The sequence below is a fragment of the Flavobacterium difficile genome, assembly GCF_011392115.1.
Taxonomy (GTDB): Bacteria; Bacteroidota; Bacteroidia; order Flavobacteriales; family Flavobacteriaceae; genus Flavobacterium; species Flavobacterium difficile.
Map to the genome: position 1 here is coordinate 460,243 of NZ_JAAJBT010000002.1, position 17,595 is coordinate 477,837.

At 31.9% G+C, this 17,595-nt stretch carries 13 protein-coding genes and 1 other RNA gene; 10 read left to right on the top strand and 4 right to left on the bottom strand.

What is annotated here, in order from left to right:
- The first annotated feature begins 30 nt into the window (after positions 1-30).
- Positions 31-483 (top strand): hypothetical protein, encoded by a 453-nt coding sequence (locus tag G4D72_RS05045; RefSeq protein ID WP_166076530.1) that lies wholly within the window; start codon positions 31-33, stop codon positions 481-483.
- Positions 484-2,633: 2,150 nt separating this feature from the next.
- Here the strand turns inward: G4D72_RS05045 and G4D72_RS05050 are convergent.
- From G4D72_RS05050 to G4D72_RS05060, 3 genes are all read right to left on the bottom strand, one after another.
- Positions 2,634-5,021: a LamG-like jellyroll fold domain-containing protein gene (locus G4D72_RS05050; protein ID WP_166076531.1), complete on the bottom strand. Its 2,388-nt coding sequence runs from the start codon at positions 5,019-5,021 to the stop codon at positions 2,634-2,636.
- A 1,211-nt stretch (positions 5,022-6,232) separates the two neighbouring features.
- Complete coding sequence (locus G4D72_RS05055; protein ID WP_166076532.1) at positions 6,233-7,414, bottom strand: hypothetical protein; 1,182 nt, start codon at positions 7,412-7,414, stop codon at positions 6,233-6,235.
- Between the two features lie 83 nt (positions 7,415-7,497).
- Positions 7,498-8,175: a response regulator gene (locus G4D72_RS05060; RefSeq protein WP_166076534.1), complete on the bottom strand. Its 678-nt coding sequence runs from the start codon at positions 8,173-8,175 to the stop codon at positions 7,498-7,500.
- Between the two features lie 77 nt (positions 8,176-8,252).
- Here G4D72_RS05060 and G4D72_RS13525 point away from each other — a divergent pair, with 77 nt between their 5' ends.
- The 8 genes from G4D72_RS13525 to G4D72_RS05100 all read left to right on the top strand — a co-directional run bounded on the left by G4D72_RS13525 (position 8,253) and on the right by G4D72_RS05100 (position 15,503).
- The gene (locus G4D72_RS13525) at positions 8,253-8,954 is read left to right on the top strand and encodes a LytR/AlgR family response regulator transcription factor (protein WP_166076535.1); all 702 of its coding nucleotides are present in this window, start codon (positions 8,253-8,255) and stop codon (positions 8,952-8,954) included.
- A 151-nt stretch (positions 8,955-9,105) separates the two neighbouring features.
- Positions 9,106-9,306: a hypothetical protein gene (locus tag G4D72_RS05070; RefSeq protein WP_166076536.1), complete on the top strand. Its 201-nt coding sequence runs from the start codon at positions 9,106-9,108 to the stop codon at positions 9,304-9,306.
- A 54-nt stretch (positions 9,307-9,360) separates the two neighbouring features.
- Complete coding sequence (locus G4D72_RS05075; protein ID WP_166076537.1) at positions 9,361-11,370, top strand: tetratricopeptide repeat-containing sensor histidine kinase; 2,010 nt, start codon at positions 9,361-9,363, stop codon at positions 11,368-11,370.
- A 187-nt stretch (positions 11,371-11,557) separates the two neighbouring features.
- Entirely contained in the window at positions 11,558-12,370 is an 813-nt protein-coding gene (locus tag G4D72_RS05080; RefSeq protein ID WP_166076538.1) for a hypothetical protein, read from the top strand.
- A gap of 60 nt (positions 12,371-12,430) precedes the next feature.
- Positions 12,431-13,132, top strand: a complete 702-nt coding sequence (locus G4D72_RS05085) for a gasdermin (protein WP_166076539.1) — start codon at positions 12,431-12,433, stop codon at positions 13,130-13,132.
- A gap of 186 nt (positions 13,133-13,318) precedes the next feature.
- Complete coding sequence (locus G4D72_RS05090; protein WP_166076540.1) at positions 13,319-14,056, top strand: Tim44 domain-containing protein; 738 nt, start codon at positions 13,319-13,321, stop codon at positions 14,054-14,056.
- A gap of 301 nt (positions 14,057-14,357) precedes the next feature.
- Complete coding sequence (locus G4D72_RS05095; protein ID WP_166076541.1) at positions 14,358-14,846, top strand: helix-turn-helix transcriptional regulator; 489 nt, start codon at positions 14,358-14,360, stop codon at positions 14,844-14,846.
- Between the two features lie 105 nt (positions 14,847-14,951).
- The gene (locus G4D72_RS05100) at positions 14,952-15,503 is read left to right on the top strand and encodes a nucleotidyl transferase AbiEii/AbiGii toxin family protein (protein ID WP_235922449.1); all 552 of its coding nucleotides are present in this window, start codon (positions 14,952-14,954) and stop codon (positions 15,501-15,503) included.
- 114 nt (positions 15,504-15,617) lie between these two features.
- Here the strand turns inward: G4D72_RS05100 and ssrA are convergent.
- Positions 15,618-16,018, bottom strand: a transfer-messenger RNA (tmRNA) gene (ssrA, locus tag G4D72_RS05105).
- A 293-nt stretch (positions 16,019-16,311) separates the two neighbouring features.
- On the opposite strand from ssrA, the gene G4D72_RS05110 reads away from it, so the two are divergent.
- A complete protein-coding gene (locus G4D72_RS05110) occupies positions 16,312-17,517 on the top strand; it encodes an NAD(P)-dependent oxidoreductase (RefSeq protein ID WP_166076542.1) in 1,206 nt (401 codons plus the stop codon).
- Positions 17,518-17,595: the final 78 nt, after the last annotated feature.

Consider the following 17,595-nt stretch of genomic DNA (forward strand, 5'->3'; position numbering starts at 1 on the left):
AATTAGTTAGTAACCAAAAACCAAAACAACATGAAAAAAATCCTTGTTACCTTAAGTTTAGTATTGTGCACCACATTATTTGCACAAGATTTTTCAGCTTTAGAAAAATACGAATTAAAATCAGATCAATCGTATGTATCCGCAGAACCTAAAGTTTTAGAATGTGTCAATTACTTATTCGAAAATTCGGTTAAAGAAAACCAATTGAACCGATTAAACGCCACCCAATTTATGATGCGTTGGATGGAAGGTTGCAAACACACGTTTAGCATTGATACCAAAATGACCGATTTAGTTAGCGACAACAAAGATTTATTTGCTTTGTATTTAGCAGGAATGTGTAAAGTAGTTCTTGAAAACACCAATACACCACTTTCAGAGGTAGAAGTGCATGATAAAACAGCCGCACTTTTAGTGGCGTATTGCAAAAATGAAAGCAACGGCGTAAAACCAACTAAAGCGTTGAAAAAGCTGATGAAGTAATTTGGAAGTACGAGGTACGAATTATGATTTACGTGAGATACAGAAACAATCCCAAAGTTTCGGGACAGCATGACAAGCAATGTGGAAGTGGATGGTGAGATGCTGAATCGATCCCGAAGTTTCGGGATTGTTTCAGGTTCTAATTAGGGTGTAAAAGAAAGTAGTATTGAAACTAGATGCTGAAACTAGTTCAGCATGACAAAGATTGCGCATAGTTTACACACAACGTTTATCTATAAAGTTTGTCAACCTGAACTTGTTACAGGTTCTGATTAGAGTGTAAAAGAAAGTAGTATTGAAACTAGATGCTGAAACTAGTTCAGCATGACAAAGATTGCGCATAGTTTACACACAACGTTTATCCACTACGTTTGTCAACCTGAACTTGTTTCAGGTTCTAATTAGAGTGTAAAAGAAAGTAGTATTGAAACTAGATGCTGTATCGAGTTCAGCATGACAAAGATTGCACATAGTTTACACACAACGTTTATCTACAACGTTTGTCATCCTGAACTTGTTTCAGGTTCTAATTATAGTGTAAAAGAACGCGTGATTGAAACTAGATGCTAAATCGATCCCGAAGTTTCGGGACAGCATGACAAAGATTGCGCCTAGTTTACACACAACGTTTATCTACAACGTTTGTCAACCTGAACTTGTTTCAGGTTCTAATTAGAGTGTAAAAGAAAGTGTTATTGAAACTAGATGCTGAAACTAGTTCAGCATGACAAAGATTGCACATAGTTTACACACAACGTTTATCTACAAAGTTTGTCAACCTGAACTTGTTTCAGGTTCTAGTTAGGGTGTAAAAGAAAGTAGTATTGAAACTAGATGCTGAGACTAGTTCAGCATGACAAAGATTGCACATAGTTTACACACAACGTTTATCTACAAAGTTTGTCAACCTGAACTTGTTTCAGGTTCTAGTTAGAGTGTAAAAGAAAGTAGTATTGAAACTAGATGCTGAAACTAGTTCAGCATGACAAAGATTGCGCTTAGTTTACACACAACGTTTATCTACAACGTTTGTCAACCTGAACTTGTTTCAGGTTCTAATTAGAGTGTAAAAGAAAGTAGTATTGAAACTAGATACTGAAACGAGTTCAGCAAGACACACAATCAACGCAAAGTTTGTCAACCTGAACTTGTTTCAGGTTCTAATTAGAGTGTAAAAGAAAGTAGTATTGAAACTAGATGCTGAAACTAGTTCAGCATGACAAAGATTGCGCATAGTTTACACACAACGTTTATCCACAACGTTTGTCCACAACGTTTGTCAACCTGAACTTGTTTCAGTTCTAATTAGGGTGTAAAAGAACGCGTGATTGAAACTAGATGCTGAATCGAGTTCAGCATGACAAAGATTGCACATAGTTTACACACAACGTTTATCTACAAAGTTTGTCAACCTGAACTTGTTTCAGGTTCTAATTAGGGTGTAAAAGATAGTAGTATTGAAACTAGATGCTGAAACTAGTTCAGCATGACAAAGATTGCACATAGTTTACACACAACGTTTATCTACAACGTTTGTCAACCTGAACTTGTTTCAGGTTCTAATTAGAGTGTAAAAGAAAGTAGTATTGAAACTAGATGTTGAAACTAGTTCAGCATGACAAAGATTGCGCTTAGTTTATCCACAACGTTTATCCACAACGTTTGTCAACCTGAACTTGTTTCAGGTTCTAATTAGAGTGTAAAAGAACGCGTGATTGAAACTAGATGCTAAATCGATCCCGAAGTTTCGGGACAGCATGACAAAGATTGCACATAGTTTACACACAACGTTTATCTACAACGTTTGTCAACCTGAACTTGTTTCAGGTTCTAATTAGGGTGTAAAAGAAAGTAGTATTGAAACTAGATACTGAAACGAGTTCAGCAAGACACACAATCAACGCAAAGTTTGTCAACCTGAACTTGTTTCAGGTTCTAATTAGGGTGTAAAAGAAAGTAGTATTGAAACTAGATCCTGAAACAGGATGACAACGTAATATAACATGACAACATTGTTTAAGAATTGAAAAACATAGTCATAATAATCCTACTTTAACTTTATAAAAATAAAAAAACCGTTTCAAAATATTGAAACGGTTTTTCTTTATCTAGTAAGCATAAGGCGCATATTGCCTTTTACTACCTTATCGTTATTCTTTAATAACTTTATACGTTTGGTTGGCACCTGTTGCAGTAGTAGCTTTTAAGATGTAGATACCCGCATCGAAATGAGTAATGTCTATAGTAGAATTACCTATAGTTACTTTTTTACTAGCTACCAGTTTTCCTACCATATCGTAAAGTTCAACAGTTAAGTTGTCTTTAGTTTCAATCGTGAAAATACCATTCGATGGATTTGGATACACTTTTATAGAAGTAGTACTTTCGAAGTTCGAACTACTTAATAAAGCACATGAATTTCCTGTAATCACTATCGAACCTCTACGCCAGTTTGAAGTAGCACCTGTTAAAGAGAAATTCGTTAACGTACCCGAGTAGTTATTTCCTGAACTATCTGCTAAAGTAAGAACACTTGTGTTGTTTGAATAATCATTTCCTTGATTGAATTTGTAGTGTGCCACTAATTCTGGTTGATTAATAGCCTCACAATTCATAGTATTCATGATGTCTGTTGGTGCTAAGGCTACATTCCAAATTCTGATTTCGTCTATGTCCCCATCAAAACGTTCTGCTACGTTAGACCCAATACTAAAACTTGTTGTTTTTGCAGGAATGGTACCTGTTTTCGCTGCAGAATTTACTAAATTCCCATTGATGTATAGTCTCATAGTTGAACCGTCCCAAGTTCCAGTTACGTGCTGCCAAGTATTTAATACTACAGCATTTACAGCGGCAATACTAGTATATCCAGATCCAGTATCTAACCAGAAAGTATATTGTAAACCATCACGTCTTAACATCATTTGCATGGCGTTAATATTAGTTGGATAGTTATAATTTCCAATAATTGTTCCTAATCCAGTAGCCGTTTCAGGTCTTACCCAAGCTTGAAGAGTTACTTGTGTTCTTCCTGTAAAATAACTAGTTAATCCTGTTCCTAGGTTAACCACGTCATCTGTTCCATCAAAGTTTAAGTGGGTAGCAGGTTCGATATAATCATATGCCGCTACTTGGAATTGTGCATTAGAGTTGGCAAAGAAGTTTTCCCAAACTCTTATTCTAAATACGGTTCCAGGTGTTTGACCTAGTAATACAATTTTAGAATAATCGCCATTTCCGTTATTATCGTCGCAGCTAAATAAGTTTAAAGCTCCACAAGTACCTGTATATATTTCTAATCCAGTATCGTAAACGCCCGTTCCGTTAGTTTCAATAACAAGATTTCCAGATGCAGGAACTGTTGAAGTATACCAAACATCTCCACCTTGGTAATTTCCACAAACTGGCGTTGGAGTACCCGAATTGGTAGCAGTACTTAATACCACATTAGCAGGTGCGTCGTTAAAAGAAGCACCCACAGTAAGCGATATCGTATTAGAACAATCGTCGTTACTTACTTTCACTGAAACTACAAGGGCAGTTCTGGCACTTTCGCAACCATTTGCATTCGTAGAAGTTACCCAATAAGTGGTGTTTCCTAAAGTTGCAGTACTTGGCGTTGGTGCAGTTGTACTACCTACACCACCTGTAGCTGCAGTATACCATAATAAACCAGTTCCATTGGCACCAATTGTAGCCGTTAATGGAGTAGCAATATCACCTTGTAAATATACTACTGGAGTAGTTACAGTAGCAACAGAAGGCACTACAGAACCCGTAGTTACTGGTGAACCAGCCAACCAGTTAGAAGTAGAACCGTTTAAAGCAAAGTTAGTTAACGTTCCATTCGGACCCGCTACAGCATTTAAGGTAGTAACTGTACTATTGTTTTGTGCACTGTTTCCTTGGTTGAAAGTATAGTACGCAATTAAGCCTGGTGACGAACTAGGCAATTCACAGTTTTTAGCACCGTTAATTTGTTCGATAGTTTTAGCGAAATTCCAAATTCGAACTTCATCTATGCTACCCGTAAAACGTTCAGCACCTGTACCAGCTTGGTTGTTTCCAATATGTAAAGCATTAGTAGTAGCAGCAAAACTACTTTCAGTAACACCAGTTCTAGTAGCTCTTAAAATACCATCTACATAAATTCTTAATTCAGAACCATTCCATACACCAGCAACATGTTGCCAAGTGTTAACCGTTACTGTATTCGTTGCAACAACGTCTTTAAAATTTCCTGGGATGCCACTGATCCAAAAACTGTAGTTGTTGGTATCTCTACGTAATAAAAACTGCATAGAAGATTGGTCGTTATTGGCATAGTTTCCAACAATTACTCCTAATCCAGTGTTAGTGGTAGGTCTTACCCAAGCTTCTACTGTTATGGTATTTAAGGGATCTATAACCGAATTTAAAGAAGTCCCACAATTTACGAAATCATTGTTTCCATCAAAATCTAAACATTCACCCGGTTGGGCAAATAGGATAAATTGATACATAAATATCATTAAAAAATAGTAAAGTTTTTGTTTCATGTTCTTTTGAGTTTAAAGTTTAGGGTATAAATATATAAAAGTTAAAGTTTTATTAAAAGTTTTGAACAAGAAATTGGAAATTATTTAATGATTATTTAAAAGAGTTGGTGATTGAGTGATGAGATTGAGGAGAATGAGTGATTGGGAGATTGGGAGATTGAGTTATGAGAGATTGGGTGATTGGGTGATTGAGTGATGAGAGATTGAGAGATTGAGTGATGAGAGATTGAGAGATTGAGTGATGAGATTGGGGAGAATGGGTGATGGGGTGATGAGAGATTGAGGAGAATGGGTGATTGGGAGATTGAGTGATGAGAGATTGTGGAGAATGGGAGATTGTGGAGAATGGGAGATTGGTGATGAGAGATTGGGTGATGAGAGATTGGGGAGAAAGTGAGATGGGGTGATAAGGTGATTGGGAGATAGAGTAATGAGATTGGGGAGAATGGGTGATGGGGTAATGAGAGATTGAGTGATGAGAGATTGAGTGATGAGATTGGGGAGAATGGGTGATGGGGTGATGAGTGATTGAGGAGAATGGGTGATTGGGAGATTGAGTTATGAGAGATTGAGTGATGAGAGATTAGGAGATAGGGTGATGGTAGCTAGATGATGGGAGGATGGTAGGTAGATAATGGAGATGGGAGAATGAGAGAAAGGGATTTCAGTTTGTGAAATACTACCTTTGTGAGTGAGATTTTTTCGTAAATTACACTTCTAACCTCGTAATTCTAACTTCTAACTTTGTACCTCGTACTTCGTACTTCGTACTTCTAACTTCATACCTCGTACCTCGTACTTCTAACTTCGTACCTCGTACCTCGTACCTCGAATCTCGTACCTCGTACTTCTAACTTCTAACTTAGTACCTCGTACCTCGTTTCTCGTACCTCGTTTCTCGTACCTCGTTTCTCGTACTTCTATCTTCTAACTTCTAACTTCGTACCTCGTACCTCGTATCTCGTACCTCGTACATCTAACTTCGTACCTCTAACTTCGTACCTCGTACTTCGTACCTCGTACTTCGTACCTCGTACTTCTAACTTCTAACTTCGTACCTCATACCTCGTACCTCGTACTTCGTACCTCGTACTTCTAACCTCGTACTTCGTATCTCGTACCTCGTACCTCGTACCTCGTACTTCTAACTTCGTACCTCATACCTCGTACCTCGTACTTCTAACCTCGTACTTCGCATCTCGTACTTTTTTTTACGCTACAGACCACTGTCCGATTTCACGCATTTTGAAATAAATTAAATGCGTGCATGAGGCTCCTGATCTGGAGTCGTCCCAGTAAGATTCATGCATATACATTTTCTTTAGTCCTAAAAAATCAAACACATTATGATTGGTATTCTGAGAAATTTCATAGTTAATGTTTATCGGCGTTTCTTCGGTATTTAAAATTCCGTAATTGGCTTCGCCTGCTTTATTATCGTATCTGAAATTACTCGCAAAGGCATCTGCTAAAGAATAAACATTAATCCACTGGATTTTTTTCGTCATATAATCATTTCTATCTTTATAGAAGTTAGGATAGTAATTTTTAATGTATTCATACGGCGCACCAATAGTGACTAATAAATTCACTTTTTGTAAAAGGTTTTCTGATGGTTCGGATTGTACAGGAAATAAACTGTTTAAGGCAATTATAGAACCGAAACTGTACGTATGAAAATGGATTTTTTTGTTTACGTCTTGTTGTACAATATAATCGATAAGGTGCTCTAAATTATTTTTAATTTTTTCTTTTTGATCCTTATTGTAAATGTAATGATCTAGTAAGATAAATTCTGCTGCAATTTTGGTAAGTATAATGTTAGATTCTGGTATAAATAACATGAAAGATACCGTTAATACGATACAATATTTTAAGACCAATTGCATAAGATTGATGTCGCTGTTTGCTATTGCATTCAACGTATCGAAAAACAGGATTAGAAAGGGCAAAAGCGAAAGAACTGCCACAGACATTATAAAAAAATAGAAAAACATATAAAAGGTTTTTCCTCCTTTTTTGTAGGTAGATTTTTTTAATAAATTGCTAACTATTTTAGGTATTTTTTTAAGAACTAAAAACAACAATTGACTGTTTTTAAAAAATAAATTTTTAGTTTGGTACTCTTGGTTTAGTTCTTTGTGGTACTCAAAATCATATAGTTTATAAACTAATTTATCAGATGCTGAAGGTTCAGAATTCTTATCATGCTCATAAATTTTTATTACATAACTACTGTGTGTAGCTGTGTAATAAATTTTTTCAATTTTAGTGTAGTATTTGAAGTTAAAAGTAGCGTTTTCTAACTCTTTTACATATCGTGCAGCATATTTTTCTACAGTTTCATTATCTGTAGCATGCTCTAAACCTGAAATATATATACCTACCGCCATAATCATTTTAATAATTATAAAGGTACGGCATTCGTTTCAACAAATTTTACGGTTTTTCGGACTAATGTTTACGGTTTGAAATTTTATATTAATTTTAACTTTTTACAAAGCGTAATTAACTCATTATCAGTGATTTTCTGTTCCGCCAATTGTCTTTTTATGCTGGCTTTTCTTTTTTCAACTGAACTTAATGAAATGTCAATATAGTTTGGAATATCTTTGGTTTGAATGCCTTTTTCTAACAATAAAATAATTTGGGTATCATATTCATCCCAATTTAAAGTTTTCCCAACTAACGCTTGAATAGACTTGTTTATGGTTGGACTAAAATAATTTTCACCATTTTTAATTTTAAAAAATATATTTGGGAAAGTGGTAAAGTCAATATCATTTTTAGAAATGAATCCTTCAGGGTTGATAGTTTTAATTACCTTGTTTAATAATAATGGTTCGGTATGCATGGTTAACATGATAATTTTACATTTTGGAAATTTCTCACGAATTAATACCGCTAAATCAGAACCCGATAAAATGCGCCCTTTTTCATAAGGTGGTAAATTAATATCTAGCAAAGCCATATCTAATTTTTTACCTTTTTTTAGCATAAATTGAATGCTATTAAATGCTGTTTCACAGTTTGTTTCTTTTACAAATTTAAAGCTATTTTCATCTTTTTCCTTAGAAATCAAATTGATGTAAGCATCAGACGTAAACGGATGATCATCTACTACTAAAACTGTTAAATTTTTCAATTTATTCATAACCGTAAGTATTTGTGCCAAAAACCGTAAAATTGTATGGGTAAATGGTGTTAAATTGCATCAAATTTAATTAAATCGTGCTAATATCCTATATAATTATTGATGCAACTTCAACTTTAAACAAAGAAAGTGACAGATTTCTAGAGTTTGATGAGTTGTTATGTGTTGGAATCAGTACGAATTATGACGATGCAATTGATTTAATTTTAGAAAAAAAACCGCAACTTATTTTTTTTCATTTCTCAAATGAAATCCCTTTGCATCTGCTTTTAAGTGTACAGCAGTATTTAGAAAAACTTCCTTATGTTGTGGCTATAAACGCCACGGAAGAATATGCATACAAAGCCTTAAAACAAGGTGTGATGGATTATGTATTGCTTCCACAACTAAATTCAGAGTTGCGAAAATCTGTGTTGAAGTTTATCAAATATTACAAAGATACTTCTATGGAAAAACTGTGTATCAAATCTAATGGCGACTATCATTTTATTCCTTTAGACGAAATTATTTATTTAAAAGCAGACAATAATACCACCGATTTTTATTTGCAATCAGGAAAAATTATATCCGGATTCAAAACCATGAAATTTTTTGAAGGACAACTTCCGTTTTATTTTTTTAGAGTCCACAACAGCTACATCGTTAACATAAAATTTGTAACACGAATCAATTTAGGCAAGTTCGATTGCTTTTTATTCGATAATATGTACAAAATTCCTTTTTCTAGAACCTTCAGAGAAAATATTGATGCCATCATCAAAAGAATAGGAAAAATATAAAATGTCATTCACATAAAATTTATATACAGTTACTTCTCTTGGTAGGTGAGTTACTTACAACACTCCAAAAACATATTTTATGTGTTTTTTGTTTTTTAATTTTGACAAACTAAAAAAAAACAAAACTTTGTTAAACTTAAAAAAAAATGTTATGAAAAATTATACTCTTTTAGCTACAATTGCTCTTGCTTTCTTCCTAGTTTCTTGTACTGCAGACGAACCTCAATCTAATACAGAAACAACTACAAGAAGAACACAACAATTTGAAACTACAGATTTAAATTCAAGAGAAAGTGATTCAGTTGTTGTAACCCTTGCTGGTGATCCATTAAAGCCAAAAGGAAGAGATTAATTTTTATTCAAGTTGTTTTCTTTTTTTTCATATTTTTGAATTAAAATAAAATTTTTGAAAAATAAACTCTTATTCATTCTTATCAGCATCTCTATCTTTTCTTGTAAAAAAGGTAGAGATGTTGCTGTTATTGGAGATGATGTTTTTGAAACTAAAAATTATTTAAAATTATCAAAAGATAATAAATTACTGTACTTAGATTCTGTTGAAAAAAAAGTGAACGATATTGAAGTTGATTCTATTCGAATGAACAGATTCTTAAAATTATCTACAGAGTACTATTACTTAAAAGAAAATAAAAAATCATTCAAAATAACAAAAGCGGCATATGAAATTGCTAAGATGAGTAAAGACTCTGTCAGTATGGGAAGGTCTTTATATTATATGGGTGATTGTTACGAAAATTTTCAAAAAGATAGCGCTTACTATTATTATAAAGAATCTGAAAAAGTTTTTCAATTGTTGGGTAATACGGATAGATTAGCCAAAGTGCATTATAACAAAGCCTATTTATTGTTTTATGAAGGCAATTACACAGAAAGTGAAATTGAGGTAATAAAAGCACTTAGCTTTTTAAGAAATGGCAACAATTTGGAATTGCTATACATGTGTTGTTCGTTACAAGGTTCTAACCATACAGAATTAGAAGAGTACGATAAAGCTTTAGACTATTTTAATCAGGCTGCAACTGCTTTAAAAAGAATGGAACGACAAGGTTTCAATCTTGAAGAAACATTTAAATTTAATATTATCAATACGATTGATATTTGTAATATTTATGATAAGAAAAAAGAATTTTCTAAATCTGCTAGTATCTTAAAAAATTTATTAACAGAAAATTTAAAAGCTAAAGATTTAAAACTTTACGAGGGCGTTAAGGGCAATTTAGCGTATTCATTAATGAAAAGTGGTAATTTAAAGGAAGCCAATGCTTATTTTAATTCTGTTATGAATGCCGCTAAAAGTTCAGAAAATACTCAGAGTTATTTGTACAAAATTATCAATTATGGCGAATTTCTACTGTTAAAAAAAGATACGGTTAAGGCCAATTTATTTTTTAATGAAGCCTTAGTGTTGTCTAAACAATTAAGAAGCGGAAATGAACAATTAAAAGCATTGAACTTTTTAGCCCTTACAAATCCCAAATATGCTTCATTTTATAAAAATGAATATGTTCGAATTAGCGATAGTATCGTAAAAAAACAACGTAAAAGTAGAGATAAATTTGCAAGAATTGAATTCGAAACTAGTAAGGTAGAAGATCAAAACAAAGTGCTTTCCTATAAAAATTTAGTCTTAGTTTTAGGAATTATAATGTCGGTTATTGTTTTTCTTTTAATTATTTATATTCGACATCGAATGGCTTTAAAAAAGGAAGTGCTTTTATTAGAACAAAAAAACAAAGCCGATAAAGAATTGTTTAAACTTACAAACGATTTTCAGATTGAACTAGTTAACGCGAAACAAAACGAACAAAATCGAATTTCAAAAGAATTGCACGACGGAATCATGAATCAAATTTATGGAGTGCGACTAAACTTAGGTTTTTTAAATGAATTTGACGATTTGGATGCTAAAGAAAAACGACTGGTTTTAGTGAAAGAATTACAAAAAATTGAATCGGAAATACGAACACTTTCACATGATTTGAGTTCAGAAAATAATTTTAATTCTACCGATTTTACTTTTTTACTTCAAAATTTAATTAGTTCCAACTCGGGTATAGGACCCACTACTTTTTATCTTGCTGTTAACGATAACGTCGATTGGTCGAAATTATCATCATTAGCAAAAATAAATATTTACAGAATTTTACAAGAGTTATTTTTAAATGTACATAAATATGCCAATGCAAAAAAATGTCTTTTAAACATTCATACCAATTCTAATAAACTCGAAGTGATAGTTAAAGATGACGGAATGGGTTTCGATACAACAAAAACTTCAGACGGAATTGGCTTAAAAAATATAAAAGAACGTTTAGAACTAATCAATGCATCTTTAGCAATAAATAGCCAATTGCATAAAGGTGCCGAGTTTCATATGATTATTCCTTTCGAATAAATTTTAATTGGCTAATTTTTCTTTTTATTTAGTTCTTCTTACAATTTGGATTACGTAAAATTACCTGTAATTTAAACAGGTTTAATTGCGTATAGATTTGTGCTTTTAATTGTATATCTTTGATTTGTAATGTTTTAACTTTTTTCTTTTAAAGAAATGTCTTTTTAATTCACCTAAATAAAATAAAATGAAAACCACTACTGAAAACAGAGATAATTTCACTAATGGAGAGGAAAATAGAGTAATTTCCTATCATAAAATTAGAAGAGCGGTGGGAATAATTGGCATGTTGTTGCCTTTTGGACTTTGGTCAATGAATGCCCTAATTAATGAATCTGAGATTTTAAACCATTCTTTTTGGATTACTTTTGAAAAACCTTACTTACCTGATGAAAATTTAAAAGACTCCATTAGTCACTTTTATTATACTGCGGTTGGCGAATTATTTACAGGTGCTTTGTGTGCAGTTTCGTTATTCTTATTTTGTTATCGCGGCTATTCTAAACCCAAGTCTGGAAAATATTGTAAGATTCCAGGCGACAGTTTTATGACGAATTTTGCTGGTTTGATGGCGTTGTTAGTAGTGATCTTCCCAACAAGTTCAAAACAAATAAATGATAATTTTAGAGTTTTCGTAGCAAGCGAAACTACCGGCTACATTCATTATTTAGCTGCGGCCTTATTTTTTATAACCCTTTCTGTAATTTCATTTGTCAACTTCAGAAGAACAAAACATCCAGAAGATTTTGGTAAAATGAAATCGCATAACATCTATAGAAATTGTGCATTAATTATGATGTCGTGCATGATTGTGCTTATTATTATTTTTATTTTAGAAAAAACTACCAGTACCACAACATTTTGGGCAGAAAAGTATAACGTTACGTATTGGTTAGAAACCATTATGCTACTGGCATTCGGAATTTCTTGGGTAGTAAAAGGCGAAATAGACCAACGCGTTTTAAACAAAAATATTTTTGGAAATGGAATTGAAAAATAAATAACACCCGTAAGCTGAAAAGGGATAAAAGAGTAAGCAGTAAAAATTAAAATTAAAACCATGAATTTAACAAGTAGCTTAAGAAAATCTGGATACGACTTAATTGAAAGTCCAGTTAGAAATCAGAAGTTAACACAACTTTGGTTGAAAAAAGATTTTGATAAAATTCAATTATTTTACGATCAGTTAGCACATGCTTTCGAAAGTGATGTAAAGATAAATATAGTAACTAATGAGGCGTTGTCTGTAAATTCTGAAATTAAAAATGAGTTTAATTTTAATATAGGAATCACCACTTTAGATACCGTTCTAAAATCTATAGGATTGGCAAATTTAAATATAGCAACAGAAATAAAGAAAGGAAAAAAAGTAACCATCAGTTATGACAATTCTATTACGAAAGAAATTGAAATAGGTACTTTAAATAACTTTTTATCATCTGCAGATTTTTTACATCCGAATGAATCATTATTAAAAAGTTTGAATAAAAATGATGTCATTATAGTAACCGGTGTATTATATGCAAAAAATTTAAACGTTGAAATTGAAACCGATTTTAAAATATCTTCAAGTTTAAAAGCCCAATTTGAAGAAGTTGCTGAAGGTAAAATCGATTTTAACTTTGAAGCAACTAACAAAATCAAAATGACCGCACAAACCGGTGATTATTATCCAATTGCAGTTAAGGCCAATAGATTAGATTTTGATCATGGGGTATACAAAAACCAGAAATTAGTTACCGATTCAAGAAATTTCTTTTAATTTGAAAACAGTAATTGTTATCTAGTAACTTTTCAGAAAAAAAACGGATAGAAAGTTATGTTAGTAATTAAATGCACTTCGATAATCAGTAATCAGAAAAATTATCTAAATTCGAAAACTAAAAAATTGGTTTTTCTACATGATACGACCAGTTATATTAATTACTATTAACTCAAATAAAATTACATGAAATTTTTAAAGAAAAATTGGTTGGTTATCGTAGTCATGATTTTGTTATTTTCCGTTGAACCTGCATTTGCTGGTCCTGGTGGTTACATAGCAAAAGGACTTTTTAAATCTTTTTGGGGAAAATTGCTTTTAGGTATAGTAACAGTTATTTTATTGCCTTTCATTTTGTATGTATATTTTACCGAGAAAATTGCCATTTATAAAAATAAGAAACTCTTAGAGAAGTTAAGTTTAAAAAATAAAAATTTCAATTGGTTGCAGTTAGAAAAAGAATTTACTCATATTATTAAACGAGTGTATATAGCTTGGGAAAACGAGAACATGTCTGAAGTTAAAGAGTATGTAAACCATTGGTATTGGCAAAATCAGCAAATCGTAAATTTAGACTATTGGAAAAACCACAACCTCCATAATGTTTCTAAATTGAGAAAAATAACCAAAATTAATCCTTTGTATTTAGAGTTTTCAACTGATGAAACATTAAATGGAACTAGAATTGCAATTTCTTTAGATGTTGAAGTAGAAGATTATTTAGTAGATAAAGCTACCAACAATGTTGTGGAAGGAAAAAAGGGATTTCAGGATGTTGATTATGTTTGGTTTTTCGAATTTACAAATGGCAAATGGCTTTTAGATGATATTAAAGAAGGAACCACTTCATTAGGAATTGCAAAGTTAGATAATGTAATTCCAGATAATATAGAACAACTTCTAACTAAAGCAGTAGTAAGATAATTTTTAAAGTTAAAATTAACCCTTCAAAAGTTGAATCTTTTGAAGGGTTTTTTGTATAATCATAGAGCACCTAATCTTGAAAAGATTCCCTTTTTTAAGGATTTTGAATGATTGGTTTTTTAGTGTGAGCGGTTTTTCTACTTAACAAACACCATTAAAATAGTATAAAATCTTATGATGTAATTTTATATAATTTAATTAGTGATTTCAAAATAATTAAATAATTTTAAAAAGTATATAAGTTTTCAAATCATTGGCAGGATTTGTGTAAAATGTAAACAAATTTGTTTACATTTGTGCTATGAATATCTATTTAGAAAAATATAAAGGGATTCACCCAGGTATTATTTTGGATCGCGAATTTAAAAAAAGAGCGCTGCAACAGCGTACTTTTGCTCTGTCTATAGGAGAACATCCACAAACACTTAATGCAATAACCAAGGGTAAGCGTAAATTAAATACCGCATTAGCACTTAAGATTGAAGAAAGGCTTGGTTTAGAAGAAGGTACCTTAGCAATACTTCAAACCTATTTTGAAATAAATGAAGAAAAGCATAAAAGAGGAGGCAGTACACCTAATTTATCTTTATTACGAAAATCATTATTTTGGGATACCGATATAACTATGATAGACTGGGATAAGCATTATAAAGCTGTTATCAGAAGAATTTTTGAACGTGGAAATGAAACTGAAAAACAAGAACTAATTCATTTTTATGGTGCTGATAAAATAAACATTGCGCTTACTACGTCAACAGGAAAACCATATACTATCTATAAAAATAAATAGAATAATGCTTCACTACAAAACCGTAAATGATTTATTAAAAGAAGGCTTATTTCAATTAATGGCAGCTTAAGAGTTTAAAACTTTAGATTAGTTGGAGGTACTTCATTGAGTTTACAAATTGGACATAGAGAATCGATAGATATAGACCTTTTTAGTGATGTGGATTATGGTGAAATTGATTTTGAAGCTATTGAAAAGTATTTAGAAAGCAATTTCAAATATTTAGACCATCTTTCAAATAGTATTCCAGGAATGGGTAAATCCTATTTAGTAGGGGAGGATAAAGACAATACCTTAAAGTTAGATATCTTTTACACAGATAAATTCATTCAACCTTATTGTTTAGAAGATACTATTAGAATGGCTACGATTGAAGAAATCATTGCTATGAAGTTAGATGTAGTTCAAAGAGGTGGTCGCAAAAAAGATTTTTGGGATTTACATGAACTATTTGAAAATTATAGTTTAACCCAAATGTTAGAGTTACATGAACAAAGATATCCATACTCTCATGATAGAGATTTGATTATTCAAAACTTTACTGATTTTAGTTTAGCTGATGATGAATTCAATCCTATTTGTTTCAAAGGCAAATATTGGGAATTCATTAAAGAAGACATTGAAGAAATTATTGTGAAATTTAAAAGCAATAATTAAGTTTTATAGCGCTCAAATTTTAAAAAATGTGCTAATAATAAAAAACACCCAATTTTACATAACTGGGTGTAAAATCGGGTGTAAATTTTGTAAAACACTGAAAATCAGTATTTATTGTGGAGTCGGAGAGAATCGAACTCTCGTCCAAACAAGCCATCAAAGAGCTTTCTACATGTTTAGTTTTTGTTTGAATTTTCGACAACCAGCCCGGCCAAAAACAGCCACTAATTGCTTAACTTTATTACTGTCAGAATGGATTTAAAGTTTTACCATTCCTAGGTTTATTTTTACCATTCCTCTTAATCAACCGCCATAAACCAAGGCTTTTGAGAGAAATCCAGCTTCCCAACCTTGTTGGGACTTGGCATTATCGTACTATAATTCGGATTATGCAGCTAAAGCGTAAGTATTTTCGCCGTTTATAAAGTGTGTATTATTGATATTTACGAGCCAAAAATACAATGCTCGACATGCTTACTTTTCAGTGCCACTTGCTGTCAAAACCAGTCGACCCCATTTTTATTTGGAAAATAACTTTCCAAATAGGATGCCAAAGATACTAAATTTACTAATATTTAAAAGTAATTGAAGGATTTTTAAATTTAAAAAAGTAATTATTTATTATTCGTTAAATGAAGAATTTTTCTAAACAATAGTGTTAAAAAAATAGTATAAAATTATTCAAAAACTTAAAAAAATATAAAATATGTTTTTTTTCTTTTAGGGCGTTTAGAAACCCTTTTCTAAGTACTATTTTTATTTCGAATTTGTTATATTTGTAACCACTTCAAAAAAAATGTTTCAAAAAATGAAATTCGGAATTGTAAAAGAAAGAAAAAATCCCCCAGATCGTCGAGTAGTTTTTACACCAAGTGAACTTTTAGAAGTCACGAAACTTTTCCCAAAAGCTTCAATAAAAATTGAATCTTCAGATGTTAGAGTATTTTCAGATTCAGAATATACCGATAAAGGATTTGAAGTTTCTGATAATCTTTCTGATTGTGATGTGCTTTTAGGTGTAAAAGAAATTCCAGTTGATGCTTTGCTTCCTAATAAAAAATATTTTTTCTTCTCACACACGATAAAAAAACAAGCTTATAATCGTAAATTATTACAAGCTTGCATAGATAAAAATATAGAATTGTATGACCATGAAACTGTTGTTGAAAAAGACAATACCCGATTAATTGGTTTTGGTCGTTATGCAGGAATTGTTGGTGCTTACAATGGTATAAGGGCATTCGGATTAAAATTTGATCTTTTTAATTTGCCGAAAGCTGAAACCTTACCTAATCAGGCTGCTTTAATAACACAGCTTAAAAAGCCTTTTTTACCTGCAATAAAAATTGTTTTAACCGGTAGAGGTAAAGTGGCTATGGGTGCCAAAGAAATGTTAGATGGAATGAAAATTAAAGAAGTGTCTGTAGATGCTTACTTACAAAATACTTATACCTATCCTGTTTATACAATAATTGATGTTAATGACTACAACACACATAAAGAAGGTGTAGCATTTGATAAATCAGATTTTTATACTAATCCGCAAAATTACGTGTCAAATTTTGAGCGTTTTGCAGAAGTATCAGACATTTTTATGGCAGGACATTTTTATGGAAATGGAGCTCCAGTAATTTTATCAAAAGAAATGTTAGCTTCTCCGAAATGTAAACTTAAAGTTGTAACAGATATTTCTTGCGATATAAACGGACCAATTGCGTGTACTTTAAGAGCAAGCACAATTGCCGAACCAAGTTATGGTTATTTACCAGGTGAACACAAAGAAGTAGATATGTTTCATCCAAGCGCCATAGTGGTAATGGCCGTAGATAATTTACCTTGTGAATTACCAAAAGATGCCAGTGAAGGCTTCGGAGTAATGTTCCTAAAACACGTAATTCCTGCTTTTTTTAATGGTGATGCAGATGGTGTTTTAGAAAGAGCAAAAATTACAGAAAACGGAAAACTAACAACACGTTTTGCTTATTTGCAAAACTATTTAGATGGAAAAGAATAAAAAAAATCCCAAGAAATTGGGATTTTTTAATTTCAGTTATCAGTCCTAACAATTTGTAAAACCCATTACGAATTCCAT